Genomic DNA, 14,063 nt, shown 5'->3' on the forward strand with positions numbered 1-14,063 from the left:
CCTGTAATAAGTACTTATTTTCACAAAATCCTATTCTTAATACTAAGAATAGCTAAGGGGAGCGATATACGCTCCCCTGTGACTAGCCGAGAACAGAATTACTGTAACAGTGAGATATCAGCAACCTGCAAGAACAGCTCACGTAGCTTGCTCAACAAAGTCAGGCGGTTAACCCGCACTGCATCGTCTTCTGCCATTACCATTACGCTATCAAAGAACTCGTCGACCGTTTCCCGCAACGCAGCCAGTTCAACCAGTGCTTCCTGGTATTGACCTGCCGCAAATACCGGCTCCAGTTTATCGCGCAGCACCACCAAATGTGTTGCCAGTTTCAGCTCTGCCGGCTCTTTTAACACCGACGCATGAACATGGTCATTTAGCTTATCAGTAGATTTGGCCAGAATATTCGACACACGTTTGTTGGCAGCAGCCAATGTAGCGGCAGCATCCAGTGTGCGGAAATACGTCACCGCCTTCACCCGCGCATCAAAATCAGCCGGTTTGGTTGGACGGCGAGCCAATACCGCTTGAATGGTATCGACGCTGTGACCTTCATCCTGATACCAGGCGCGGAAACGGCCCAGCATAAACTCAATCACTTCATCAACAACCTTGGCGTTAGTCAGCTTGCTACCATACAGGCGCACCGCTTCTTCAGTCAGGGTTTGCAGATCCAGCGGTAAGTTCTTCTCGACGATAATACGCAAGACACCCAACGCCGCGCGGCGCAGAGCAAAGGGGTCTTTATCGCCTTTCGGATGTTGGCCTATGCCGAAAATACCGGCCAGCGTATCCATTTTATCGGCAATTGCCAATGCACAAGCAACGGGGTTTGATGGTAAATCATCACCCGCAAAACGTGGCTGATATTGCTCATTCAGCGCAACAGCGACGTCTTCAGCTTCGCCATCATGACGGGCATAGTGCATCCCCATCACACCTTGGGTGTCGGTGAATTCAAACACCATATTGGTCATCAGGTCGCACTTGGACAGTAAACCTGCACGGGTGGCATGGTTAACATCAGCACCAATCTGTGCGGCAACCCAACCCGCCAGCGCTTGGATACGATCGGTTTTATCACGCAAGGTGCCCAACTGCTGTTGGAACAGCACGGTCTCCAGGCGCGGTAAATTATCTTCCAGACGTTTTTTAAGGTCAGTATTAAAGAAGAATTCAGCATCCGCCAGACGTGGACGCACAACTTTTTCATTACCAGAAATTATCTGCTGTGGATCTTTCGATTCAATGTTGGTAACAAAAATGAAGTTAGGTAGCAAGTTACCGGCAGTATCGTAAACCGGGAAATATTTCTGATCGCCTTTCATGGTGTAAACCAGCGCTTCCGCCGGCACGGCCAGGAATTTCTCTTCAAACTTGGCAGTCAACACCACCGGCCACTCAACCAGTGACGCCACTTCTTCCAGCAAACTTTCACTGAGATCAGCAACACCGCCAATTTTCTGAGCCGCCAGCTCTGCATCACGTTTAATGATGGCTTTACGCAATTCATAATCAGCGATAACTTTGCCGCGCTCCATCAATACTTGCGGGTATTGATCAGCATTATCGAGAGTGAATTCGGCTTCGCCCATAAAACGGTGACCACGGATAACGCGGTCTGAATCAATACCCAACACCGTGCCGGGGATCAATTCGCTCCCCAATAGCAATGTCACGGTATGGACTGGGCGAACGAATTGGGTTTCTTTATCACCCCAACGCATCAATTTTGGAATAGGTAGTTTGCTCAGCGCAGTATTGACCATGCCCGCCAGCAGTAATTGGGCAGATTGCCCTTTTACATGAGCACGATACAGCAGCCATTCGCCTTTATCGGTAACCAGACGCTCGGCTTCGTCCACGGTAATACCACAACCCCGCGCCCAACCTTCAGCCGCTTTGCTTGGTTTACCTTCAGCATCAAATGCTTGCGCGATAGCTGGGCCACGTTTTTCGACTTCACGGTCGGCCTGCGCGGCACTTAAATTAAGGACTTTTACGGCTAAACGACGTGGCGCGGCATACCAAATAACCTCACCATGAGGCAGGTTGGCATTGTCCAGTTCAGCGGTAAAGTTGGCAGCAAAAGATTCGGCCAGAGAACGAAGAGCCTTCGGCGGCAGCTCTTCCGTGCCGATTTCCACCAGGAAAGTCTGTTGAGTCATGACAGCCTCTTAGTTCTGATTCTTTTTGCACATAGGGAAGCCCAGTGCCTCGCGGGAGGCATAATAGGCCTCGGCGACAGCTTTGGTCAGGGTACGAATGCGCAGAATATAGCGCTGACGCTCGGTCACCGAGATGGCTTTACGGGCATCCAGCAAGTTAAACGTATGGCCAGCTTTCAAAATGCGTTCATAAGCGGGGAGTGGCAGAGGAACTTCCAGTGCCAGCAACGACTGAGCTTCTTTCTCATACTGCTCAAAGCAGTAAAACAGGAAGTCCACATCGGCATATTCAAAGTTATAGGTGGATTGCTCCACTTCATTTTGATGGTAAATATCGCCGTAAGTGGTTTTACCCAGTGGGCCGTCGCACCAAACCAGGTCATAAACACTGTCTACGCCCTGAATGTACATCGCCAGGCGCTCAAGACCATAGGTTATCTCGCCGGTGACCGGTTTACATTCCAAACCGCCCACTTGCTGGAAGTAAGTGAACTGAGTCACTTCCATGCCATTGAGCCACACTTCCCAGCCCAGACCCCAGGCACCCAGTGTTGGGTTTTCCCAGTTATCTTCGACAAAACGAATGTCGTGGATGGTTGGATCCAGACCCAGCTCAGTCAATGAACCTAAATACAGTTCCTGAATATTGTCTGGTGAAGGTTTGATTATCACCTGGAACTGATAATAGTGCTGCAGGCGGTTCGGGTTCTCACCGTAGCGACCATCGGTCGGACGGCGTGAAGGTTGTACATAAGCGGCAGCGATTGGCTCTGGGCCAAGTGCACGCAGGCAGGTCATTGGGTGGGAGGTACCCGCGCCGACTTCCATGTCCAGTGGTTGAACAATGGTGCAGCCTTGGCGCGCCCAATAGTCCTGTAATGTCAGGATCAGGCCCTGAAAGGTCTTGGTATCAAACTTTTGCATGTTGGATTCGCACGCGATACAAGTGGATTAAAAAGGGATGGGTCAGTATACCCGTTGACCGTAAGATATACAGCCAGAATCCGGTAAGATGCAAGAATCAGAGTGAATTTGTTGATTAAATAAGCCATTAATACCATGCCAACCCACCACGCGGCCCCATTTCCTTACCGGCAAAGTGTGAGTCTATGGGTTGCTAATCCCCGGTCAAACGGCGATCATCCTGCTCTATATCCCCTATTATTGGAGTCATGAATATGGATTTACAACGCTGTGGCTGGGTCACATCCGATCCGCTTTATCTGGCCTATCATGATGAAGAATGGGGCGTTCCATGCACTGATAGCCAGGCGCTATTCGAGATGCTGTGTCTGGAAGGGCAACAAGCCGGGCTTTCATGGATAACCGTGCTGAAAAAACGCGAACATTACCGCAAGTGTTTTCATAATTTTGACCCACTGCGAGTGGCAAAAATGGGGCCAAAAGAGGTAGAAAAACTGGTGCTGGACAGTGGCATTATCCGCCATCGAGGGAAAATCCAGGCGATTATCACCAATGCACAGGCCTATCTGGCAATGGAGGCCAATGGAGAAGATTTTTCGCGCTTTATCTGGAGCTTTGTCGATGGAGAACCCAAAATTAATCATTGGTGGTGTACGAATGAAGCACCCACTACCACCCCAATCTCAGACGCCATGTCTAAGGCACTGAAAAAACGTGGATTTAAGTTTATTGGCTCCACTATTTGCTATGCTTATATGCAGGCCAGCGGCTTGGTGAACGATCATCTGGCCAGCTGTTTCTGCCATCCAGATAATGCCGTGAAATGATAAGAACCTATCAACCGAGCGATCTCGAGCCGCTGATGGCATTATGGCTAGCGAGTACGATTACCGCCCATCCTTTTATTGCTGAACAATACTGGCACGAGAGCGCCCCGTTAGTCCGAAATACCTATCTTCCGGCTGCGCGCACTTGGGTCTATTTACCGCAGGGAACACCACAAAATACGTTGGGCGGGTTTATCAGTATTATTGAAGAACAATGTGTAGGGGCGCTGTTTGTTGACCCTTCTTTTCTTGGGGTTGGGATTGGAAAAAGCTTGATGAACCATGCCCAGCGGCATTACCAGGCGCTGACACTGGAGGTATATCAAAAAAATCTCCGCGCCTATCATTTCTATCGTAATCAAGGATTTTTTGTCGTAGGTCGAGCTTACAATGCAGAAACTCAAAATGTTATTTTGACCATGCAGTGGTTAAATGAATAATACCACTCCGCTCAACGTTAACTTTTTAGATAACTCCCACCATAAAATATGGCTTATTTTTACATAAGAGAATAAAAAACAAATAGAGAGATATTTAAAGACTTTATCCCTTCCCTATTTTCTATAGTGGAGGGTAAATCATGCCTATTTGCACTCATCTGAAAAATGAACCGCCTAAATAACCAGAGGCTATCATGCATAATAAATTAAGTTTATTAATACCAGCTCTATTTTTATTACCTATGGCACCATGTTAGCTCAAGATAAAATAACCCACCAAGAGACTCGAGCCCCAATGACTCCCCATAATAGAATTATTTATTCTGCTTGTATTGCAAGTGGCTCGCTAAAAATACATTTAGAGAATAATATCGCTAGATATTTATTCGTCATCGTCAAATTAGAGGGGCAGATTGCGCATATATTGGAAGCTATGAAATATGCGATTAATTCTGATCTGCAAGAAAGTCACTATTATCTGGCGAACTTTCTCACTAAACCCGAATTCATTATTGATGCAGATGCACAAGGCAGTGTTCGCGGGGCGGGTGATAGTTAAACCGACACCAAATATACACAACGGCGGGAGCCGGAGAGTATATGCTCAGTTCGTTCTACAGGTGCCTGTAATACTTGACGGAAAACATCCAATTCCGCCCGACAAAAACCCTGACAAGTCGCTGCTGCGGCACAAATCGGGCAATGGTTTTCAATCAATAATATCGAACCATCGGCCTGAATTTGACTCTCAGCCATATAGCCTTCCTGTGAGCGAATAGCCACCAGCCGCTTCACCCGTTCATCAATACTATTAGCCCCTTCCATTGCTAAACAATATTGTTCGCGAGTCTCATGCTCACGAGTATCAATCAGTACATTCAGCGCTTCTTCGCCCAATTTGGTGCGCACCATGCGCAATAACTGCACCGTTAACTCGCCGTGAGTATCAGGAAAACGTGAATTTGCCGCCTCGGTCAGCTGCCAAAGCTGGATAGGCCGCCCAACGCCCTTGGTCTGTGCGACGGCAATAACTAACCCTTCTTTGGCTAATTTTACAAATTGTTGGCGGGCGGCTTCCCCGGTTGTTCCCAGGATTTTACCCGCCTCCGTAGCTTGTAATGGGCCGCGAGTCTTCAACAGCAACAGCAGATGTTCAGCAACAGACTGCGGCTGGCGGGCCGAACTATCGATTGTCATATCTTCCCCAGTATCGTTAATGCTTTTTTTATTTTTTGACGAATGATTTCCAGCATAACATTTAACAAGCATATACTTGACTTATTGTTAGTAACAAGCCTAACTTATTCCAAGATTTTCCTTGTTTAAATCTACCTTAGCCACAATCTCAACTCAATAACTTGATATTTGACAGGATGGAAACGTGATAATGAATGATACAAGCCGATGGAGTGATTTGTTCTCCGGTAAAAATGCGGCTTTTGCCATTGCCCTGTCGGGTGGCGTGGTACTGCATGCCATCAATATCTACATCGCCACCACCATTTTACCCTCTGTGGTGCTGGAGATTAATGGCCTGAATCTGTATGCCTGGAATACCACTTTATTTGTTACCGCCTCCATTCTTGGCTCCGCCCTTTCGGCCCGTTTACTCAGTGGTTACGGCGCTCGTAGCGCGTATTTATTTGCCTCTCTGACATTTATGTTGGGCAGCGCCTTATGTGCTATGGCACCCAATATGCCCTTTATGTTGGTTGGCCGAACCGTGCAAGGTTTGGGAGGCGGTTTCCTGTTCGCCCTCTCTTACGCCATGATTAATCTGGTTTTTCCACAGTCACTCTGGCCAAGAGCAATGGCCCTTATTTCAGGTATGTGGGGCGTTGCGACCTTAATTGGCCCCGCTGTTGGCGGTATATTTGCTGAAATGAACGCCTGGCGTTTTGCTTTCTGGACATTGCTGCCGGTGACATTGATTTACGCCATTTTTACCTGGCGAATTCTGCCCGCGGGCCGCTCCAGCACTGCGGTCACATCTGCATTGCCCATCACCCAATTAGTGTTATTAACCGCCATTGTCCTGACTATTTCAGCCAGCAGCATTGCCAGCAGCGGGCTGATAAATTTAGTGGGCATGGTGTTGGCCATATTGTTGCTGTTGCTATTATTGCGCATTGAATCGCGCGCGACCTCGCGCTTACTGCCCAAGGGGGCATTGCGCCTTAACTCCCCATTGGCGGCGCTCTATATCACCATTTCGCTGTTAGCGATGGGGATCACCTGCGAAATTTTTGTCCCTTATTTCCTGCAAACCCTGCACGGGCAGTCGCCGCTGATTTCTGGTTATATTGCGGCCACGATGGCGGCGGGCTGGACTATTTCTGAGGTGATGAGTGCTGGCTGGAAAAAATCGGGGGTGCGTTGGGCCATTATCAGCGGCCCCGTTATTGTACTGGTGGGCATAGCGGCACTGGCCTTCTTTATGCCGACAACCTCACTGGGCAGTTGGCAGTCGATGGCACCTATCGCCATTGCTCTGACATTGGTCGGATTTGGGATTGGTTTTGGCTGGCCGCACCTGTTAACCCGCATTTTGCAAGTCGCGGCAGAAGAAGATAAAGACATTGCCGGGGCGTCGATTACTACGGTTCAGATGTTTGCTACCGCAGTGGGAGCAGCAATCGCCGGTATGGTGGCCAACCTCTCGGGGCTCAATTCCCCTGGCGGCGTTGCAGGGGCGGAAAACACCGCCCACTGGCTCTTTACCCTGTATACCATTGCCCCTGCGCTGGCGATTATAACCGCGCTACGTTGTGCCGCCATCCGGTCATCAACCTTGTCAGCTGCCCGCACCGCCAGCAACTAAGCCCTCTAAACCACCACACCAACCTGTTACCGCAGGTTGGTATTTTCATTCAAAGTAAAATGATGAGGATGATTAGCGCTTGATCCCACCGCTGGGGTAACTGTTATGCTGGTTTTAGAACTCACCGAGCCAAAATAACTGGAGTGTTTGTGATGAAGCCTTCTATTCTGTTGTACAAAAGTATTCCCGCCGACCTGCATCAGCGCTTAGCACAGCATTTTACCGTGCACAGTTTTGAGGGCCTAACGCCGGATAATCAGCCCGAACTTTTATCGACTCTGCAACAGGCCGTGGGGCTTATCGGTTCTGGTGGCAAGATTGATCAGGACTTTTTGCAATTAGCGCCACAGCTGCGTGCCATTTCAACCATTTCTGTTGGTTATGATAATTTTGATGTGGCCGCCCTAAGCCAACGCGGTATTGCCTTGATGGACACGCCAACAGTGCTAACCGAGACCGTGGCAGACACCATGATGGCGCTGCTGCTTTCCACGGCCCGCCGGGTAGTGGAGCTGGCGGAGCGAGTCAAAGCTGGTGAATGGCAAGATAGCATCGGCGAGGACTGGTATGGTGTTGATGTTCATCATAAAACCATCGGCATTCTCGGTATGGGCCGCATTGGTATGGCGCTGGCACAGCGAGCACATTTTGGTTTTAGTATGCCGGTGCTGTACACCAGCCGCCGACCCCATGAAGAGGCTGAAAAACGTTTTGGGGCCCGCCGCTGCTCACTGGATACCTTGCTGGCCGAGGTTGATTTCCTCTGTATTACATTGCCGATGACCGAGCAGACTTACCATATGATTGGCCGCGAACAGTTGGCTAAAATGAAGTCCAGCGCCATTTTGATCAATGCAGGCCGTGGGCCGGTGGTCGATGAGCAGGCGCTGATTGCCGCCCTGCAACAGGGTACTCTCCATGCCGCCGGGTTGGATGTCTTTGAACAAGAGCCGCTGTCGGTGAGTTCACCCTTACTTAAATTACCTAATGTGGTTGCCGTGCCGCATATTGGTTCCGCCACCCACGAAACGCGCTACAACATGGCGGCCTGTGCTGTCGATAACCTGATTGCAGCGCTGACCGGCACCGTAACAGAAAATTGTGTTAATCCGCAGGTATGGCAAAAATCCTAAGTTAAACCGCTAATGCGACTGGCCTGTTCGCAGGCCAAAATCCTCTCATCCACCGCCCTCCTCCCTCTAAAACTTAGCGAGGGATGAGGTCGTTTTTTCGCCAATCGGCACACTGCTATTTATCAGTCTTTATCCATTCTCAGCCCCAAGGACGATATGTCATGAAATCTCATGTCAGCCTCCCATTGCTGCTGCTCCTCTCGCCGGCGGCGATGGCGAACTGGTCACTACAGCATTTCCCGGCGTTTTCCGAGCAAGATAGCGGTGTTTTTATTAGCAGCAGCCCACTGACCAAAGGGGAATATCCGCTGAGGTTTTATCAAGATAAACAATGCTGGCAGCCCAGCGGGCCTATCAAATTAAACCAGACATTTTCGCTGCAACCTTGCCAAAATCAGGCCGAGATCTCATGGCGACTATTTCGTGATGGCCAGTATCAGGTGCGCATTGATACCCGCAGCGGCACCCCAACCCTGCTCTTGAGTCTCAAAGAACCCAAGGCGCAAGCCGTCAGTGCCGTGGCTCATCTTTGTCAGCGCTGGGATGGCGAGCCGGTAACCATTGATGTCAGTAATACCTTTGCTGATGGCGAACAGGTGCGGGATTTCTATTCCGGCCAAACGGCGCCAGTCTCTTTGGGTAAAATCACCCTGCAACCGGCCCCTGAAAGCGGCGGATTATTGTTACTGGAATCAGCCCAAACCCAGCAAGCCGCGCCTTTCAGTTGGCAAAATGCCACGGTATATTTCGCCCTGACCGATCGCTTCAATAATGGCAATCCAGCCAATGACCACAGCTATGGCCGTCATGGCGATGGAATGCAGGAAATCGGCACTTTTCACGGCGGCGATTTAGCCGGGCTAACTGAAAAACTGGATTATCTACAACAGCTTGGTGTCAATGCATTGTGGATAAGTTCGCCGCTGGAGCAAATACACGGCTGGGTGGGTGGCGGCACCAAAGGCGATTTCCCCCATTATGCTTACCACGGCTATTATGGGCTGGATTGGACTCGGCTGGATGCCAACATGGGCACCGAGCAAGAGCTGCACACACTGGTTGAACAAGCCCATAAGCGCGGCATTCGCATTCTATTTGATGTGGTAATGAATCATGTCGGATATGCCACTCTGGCTGATATGCAAAGTTATCAGTTCGGGGCGCTGTATCTGCAAGGTGAGCCATTAGAAACCACACTGGGTAAAAATTGGAATGATTGGACACCCGGCCCAGGGCAAACCTGGCATAGTTTTAATGATTACATCAACTTCAGTGATAAAAAAGCTTGGGATAACTGGTGGGGTAAAGCATGGATCCGCACCGATATTGGCGATTATGACGCCCCCGGCTATGACGATTTGACCATGTCACTGGCTTTCCTGCCGGACATTAAAACCGAATCTACCCAACCCAGCGGCCTGCCGGTATTTTACCGCCACAAACCCGATACAGCGGCACGGGAAATTGCCGGTGCCACCCCGCGTGATTACCTGACGCAATGGTTGAGCCAGTGGGTTCGCGATTACGGCATCGACGGTTTTCGTGTCGATACCGCCAAGCATGTTGAAAAGCCCGCTTGGCAACAGCTCAAGCAGCAAACCACCGCCGCACTGGCCGCCTGGAAAGCCGCTCATCCTGAACAGGCGCTGGATAACTTGCCCTTCTGGATGACCGGAGAGGCCTGGGGTCATGGCGTGATGAAAAGTGATTACTACCAAAATGGCTTTGACGCCATGATTAACTTTGATTTCCAAGATCAAGCCAAACAAGCACTTACCTGCTTCTCATCCATTGATGGGACTTATCAGCAAATGGCTGACAAACTGCAAGATTTCAATGTGTTGAGCTATATCTCATCTCACGATACTCGGTTATTTTTTAAAGATGATGCCCAACAATCTTTGGTCAAGCAGCAGCGGGCGGGCGATCTGCTGCTATTAGCACCCGGTGCGGTGCAAATCTTCTATGGCGATGAAAGCGGCCGTGAATTTGGCCCAACAGGCTCCGATCCCTTGCAAGGTACTCGGTCAGATATGAATTGGAGCGAGTTGACCGGCGCAAAAGGCGCGCTGCTGGCACATTGGCAAAAAATCAGCCAGTTCCGTGCTCGCCATCCTGCCATTGGTGCTGGAGTGCAAAAGTCGCAGCAAACTGCTGATTATTATGCTTTTAGCCGCCAACACCAAGACGATAAAGTCTTGGTAGTTTGGGTCGGAGACAACCAAGAATAATTCGGCGCGACTGCTGACAACCTTGATTGGAGAGGCAAGGTGCTGCATGGGGCGCAGGAGCGCCCCTGAGTGCCACCGCCCCGGCTCACACAGCACTGAAAATGTCGGTTTGCCATTAAACTCAATTTAGTTAATTATGCTGCAATAAACATATTTCACGCTACTTTCACACGGCAGGAAGAAATCTTTCCGCATTGCGCCCGCTTTTATCTGCGAGTATGGTACTTGTTCACTTACGGATAACAATAAATTTTCATCTATGAAGTTTTCACTTTTCGGCGACAAATTTACCCGCTACGCGGGCATAACCAGACTGATGGACGACCTCAATGACGGTCTGAGAACCCCAGGTTCTATCATGTTGGGCGGGGGCAATCCGGCCAAAATCCCAGAGATGGATGCTTACTTCCAGCAACTCTGTCAGGAGATGCTGGAACGCGGGCAACTGACTGAAGCGCTGTGTAATTATGACGGCCCACAGGGTAAAGATGTGCTGCTTAAGGCGCTGGCAAAAATGCTGCGTGACGAGCTGGGTTGGCAAATTGAGCCACAGAATATTGCACTGACAAATGGTAGCCAAAGCGCATTTTTCTACTTATTTAATTTGTTTGCTGGCCGCTATGCGGATGGCAGCCGCCGCCAAGTCTTATTCCCACTGGCACCTGAATACCTTGGTTACGCCGATGCCGGTCTGGATGAAGATTTATTCGTCTCTGCCAAACCCAATATTGAGCTACTACCTGAGGGGCAATTCAAATATCACGTCGATTTTGAGCACCTTAATGTGACTGATGATATTGGTTTGATATGTGTGTCGCGCCCCACCAATCCGACCGGCAATGTCATTACTGACGAAGAGCTAATCCGCCTTGATACTATTGCTCAACAGCGTGATATTCCGCTATTGATTGATAATGCCTATGGCTTGCCCTTCCCCGGTATCATTTTTACCGATGCCACTCCCTTGTGGAATCCGAATATTATCTTGTGCATGAGCTTATCGAAGCTGGGCTTACCGGGTTCGCGCTGTGGAATTGTGATTGCCGATGAGAAAGTGATATCTGCCATCACCAATATGAATGGCATCATCAGCCTGTCGCCGGGCAGCATGGGGCCCGCAATGGCGGCTGAAATGATTGAGCGCGGTGATTTATTACGTTTATCCAACGAGGTAATCCGGCCCTTTTATTTTGAGCGGGTACAGCAAACAATTGCTATTCTGCGCAAATACTTACCGCCGGAACGCTGCTTAATCCACAAGCCCGAAGGGGCCATTTTCCTGTGGCTATGGTTTAAAGATTTGCCCATCAGCACTGAACTGCTTTATCAGCGCCTGAAAAAACGCGGTGTATTGATGGTGCCGGGCCACTATTTCTTCCCTGGTCTGGGATATGACTGGCCACATACTCATCAATGCATGCGGATGAACTATGTGCCAGACCCCGAACAAATCGAAAAAGGCGTGGCTATTCTGGCTGAAGAGATTGAGTTGGCCTTCCAGGAAACGCAGTAATTTTCTAACGAAATAAAACCATACCCAAAGGCATTGGAGTTGCAGGTAGGCAGCCAGCAAACACATCCCGATGAGCTTACACAAGTAAGTGATTCGGGTGGGTGCGTGCAGCTAACACCCCTGCAACTTCAAGGACGAAGGGTAGCTATAGTGTCCAAAACAGCACGGCAAGTATCTGCGGCGACATTATTCGTAAAAACATGGCCAGTGGATAAACCGTGGCATAAGACAAGGCCGCCGCACCACTGGTTGGGTGCAAACCATTAGCAAATGCCAGTGCCGGTGGATCCGTCATTGAACCGGCGAGCATACCGCACAAGGTCAGGTAGTTCATTTTGGCCAACATGCGCGCCAAAATCCCCACTGTAAGCAAAGGTATTGCGGTTATCATTGCGCCGTAACCAATCCACGCCAGCCCATCGCCATTAACCAACGTATTGATAAAATCGCCGCCAGATTTCAGCCCGACCACCGACAAGAACAACACAATTCCCAGTTCACGTAAGGCCAGATTGGCACTCGGGGGCATAAACCAATACAGTTTTCCGATGCTGCCGATACGCCCAAGAATAAGCGCCACGACCAATGGGCCGCCGGCCAAACCTAAGCGCAATGCGGCCGGGAATCCCGGAATAAAGAGTGGGATTGACCCCAATAACACCCCCAAACCGACCCCAATAAACACCGGTAGCATCTGCACTTGTTGCAGTTTCTGCTGCGCGTTACCCACCACGGCGGATACCGCCTCGATAGCTTCCGGACGGCCCACCAAGTTAAGAATGTCACCAAATTGCAAACTGGCATTGTTACTGGCGACCAGCTCAATACCCGCACGATTTAAGCGGGTGATAGCCACGTCATATTTCTGTTTAAGATTAAGGTCGCGGATTTTCTTGCCCAATACCGCCTCATTGGTGACGACCACTCGGGCGGTTTGCAAGATGGTACCGGCGGTAGATAATGTCACATCCACCTCATCCCCAACCACCAGCCGCACTTGCTCCAAAGCTTCGCGCTGCCCGACTAAATGCAGATAATCCCCCAACTCAATCACAGTGGCGGGCAATGGCACCATCAGCAAATCGCCCCGTTTTAGCCGCGAGCAGACCACATCATCACTGTTGAGCAAGGGCACATCTTGCACTGATAAACCATGCAAGTTGGGGTTGCGTACTGCCACATTCATGGTTTGCAGCAACTCACGGGTTTGTCCGTGGCTGGTATCAAACTCTTTTGCTTCGCGATCGACATTGATTTTAAAGAATAAACGAATCAGCCACATCACCAGCAAAATGCCACAAATACCAAATGGATAAGCCATGGCATAGCCCATCCCCATTTGGCTGACCAATTGAGGTGGCGACCCCAAATCAGTCAGGATTTGCTGCGCGGCCCCCAGTGCCGGCGTGTTGGTTACCGCCCCTGAAAATACGCCCAGAATAATAGGCAGCGGCACGGCAAACAGTTTGTGAATAATGGCGGTCACTAACCCCCCCACCAGCACCATTAAAATGGCGAAGCAGTTAAGCCGCAGCCCAGAGACCCGCAGTGAAGAGAAGAACCCCGGCCCGACCTGAATACCAATAGTGTAAACAAACAGAATCAGACCAAATTCCTGGATGAAATGCAGCATGTCTCCATTGAGAACTAACTGATAAGTTTGTGCAAAATGGCCAACAATAATGCCGCCAAATAGCACCCCGCCAATACCTAACCCCACACCATATATTTTCCAATTACCGATCCATAACCCCAATACGGCGACCAGCGCCAACATACTGACGGTAAGGGCGATAGCACTCATAAATCACTTCCTTGCCTAAGTTTAAAAATGGGTCGGCCATGTGGAATAGTGTCAATGTCATGCATGGCCTTAAATTCTTACAATTAGTAAGGATTCTGGCAGAAGGGGGGGCGGTTGAATGTGGGATGCACCACAAAATGCACCGGAGAGCGGGAATCTCTCCGGTGAAAAATAAAAAGCATCAAGCTAAAAGGACACAACA

General features: G+C 49.8%; 11 protein-coding genes. 7 read left to right on the forward strand and 4 right to left on the reverse strand.

The window, feature by feature from the left end:
- Nucleotides 1-98 precede the first annotated feature (98 nt).
- Together glyS and glyQ are read right to left on the reverse strand one after the other, a co-directional pair.
- Entirely contained in the window at nt 99-2,168 is a 2,070-nt protein-coding gene (gene glyS, locus YROHD0001_RS12770) for a glycine--tRNA ligase subunit beta (RefSeq protein ID WP_004713857.1), read from the reverse strand.
- A 9-nt stretch (nt 2,169-2,177) separates the two neighbouring features.
- Nucleotides 2,178-3,092 carry a glycine--tRNA ligase subunit alpha gene (gene glyQ / locus YROHD0001_RS12765; RefSeq protein ID WP_004713858.1) on the reverse strand — a complete coding sequence of 305 codons (915 nt, stop codon included), beginning with the start codon at nt 3,090-3,092 and terminating at the stop codon, nt 2,178-2,180.
- Nucleotides 3,093-3,346: 254 nt separating this feature from the next.
- Between glyQ and YROHD0001_RS12760 the strand changes: the two genes are divergently transcribed.
- The 3 genes from YROHD0001_RS12760 to YROHD0001_RS0117470 all read left to right on the forward strand — a co-directional run bounded on the left by YROHD0001_RS12760 (nt 3,347) and on the right by YROHD0001_RS0117470 (nt 4,918).
- On the forward strand, nt 3,347-3,919 hold the full coding sequence (locus YROHD0001_RS12760; protein ID WP_032816345.1) for a DNA-3-methyladenine glycosylase I: 573 nt from the start codon (nt 3,347-3,349) through the stop codon (nt 3,917-3,919).
- A complete protein-coding gene (locus YROHD0001_RS12755) occupies nt 3,916-4,359 on the forward strand; it encodes an N-acetyltransferase (RefSeq protein ID WP_032816347.1) in 444 nt (147 codons plus the stop codon). Before YROHD0001_RS12760 ends, YROHD0001_RS12755 begins: the two co-directional genes overlap by 4 nt.
- 250 nt (nt 4,360-4,609) lie before the next feature.
- Entirely contained in the window at nt 4,610-4,918 is a 309-nt protein-coding gene (locus tag YROHD0001_RS0117470; protein WP_042542324.1) for a hypothetical protein, read from the forward strand.
- Here YROHD0001_RS0117470 and YROHD0001_RS12750 read toward each other — a convergent pair.
- Nucleotides 4,915-5,556 carry a helix-turn-helix transcriptional regulator gene (locus tag YROHD0001_RS12750; RefSeq protein ID WP_032816377.1) on the reverse strand — a complete coding sequence of 214 codons (642 nt, stop codon included), beginning with the start codon at nt 5,554-5,556 and terminating at the stop codon, nt 4,915-4,917. The genes YROHD0001_RS0117470 and YROHD0001_RS12750 overlap by 4 nt on opposite strands.
- Nucleotides 5,557-5,746: 190 nt before the next feature.
- Between YROHD0001_RS12750 and YROHD0001_RS12745 the strand changes: the two genes are divergently transcribed.
- The 4 genes from YROHD0001_RS12745 (at nt 5,747) to YROHD0001_RS12730 (ending at nt 12,057) form a co-directional block, all read left to right on the forward strand.
- Nucleotides 5,747-7,180 (forward strand): MFS transporter, encoded by a 1,434-nt coding sequence (locus YROHD0001_RS12745; protein ID WP_004713863.1) that lies wholly within the window; start codon nt 5,747-5,749, stop codon nt 7,178-7,180.
- 152 nt (nt 7,181-7,332) lie between these two features.
- The gene (gene ghrB / locus YROHD0001_RS12740; protein ID WP_032816350.1) at nt 7,333-8,313 is read left to right on the forward strand and encodes a glyoxylate/hydroxypyruvate reductase GhrB; all 981 of its coding nucleotides are present in this window, start codon (nt 7,333-7,335) and stop codon (nt 8,311-8,313) included.
- A gap of 161 nt (nt 8,314-8,474) precedes the next feature.
- Nucleotides 8,475-10,544 (forward strand): alpha-amylase, encoded by a 2,070-nt coding sequence (locus YROHD0001_RS12735; protein WP_004713865.1) that lies wholly within the window; start codon nt 8,475-8,477, stop codon nt 10,542-10,544.
- Nucleotides 10,545-10,803: 259 nt separating this feature from the next.
- On the forward strand, nt 10,804-12,057 hold the full coding sequence (locus YROHD0001_RS12730) for a valine--pyruvate transaminase (RefSeq protein ID WP_004713866.1): 1,254 nt from the start codon (nt 10,804-10,806) through the stop codon (nt 12,055-12,057).
- A 145-nt stretch (nt 12,058-12,202) separates the two neighbouring features.
- On the opposite strand, the gene YROHD0001_RS12725 is transcribed toward YROHD0001_RS12730, so the two are convergent.
- Nucleotides 12,203-13,861, reverse strand: coding sequence for a putative transporter (locus YROHD0001_RS12725; RefSeq protein WP_004713867.1), 1,659 nt, complete (start codon nt 13,859-13,861; stop codon nt 12,203-12,205).
- Between the last annotated feature and the right edge of the window lie 202 nt (nt 13,862-14,063).

The sequence above is a fragment of the Yersinia rohdei ATCC 43380 genome, assembly GCF_000173775.1.
GTDB classification, from domain to species: domain Bacteria; phylum Pseudomonadota; class Gammaproteobacteria; order Enterobacterales; family Enterobacteriaceae; genus Yersinia; species Yersinia rohdei.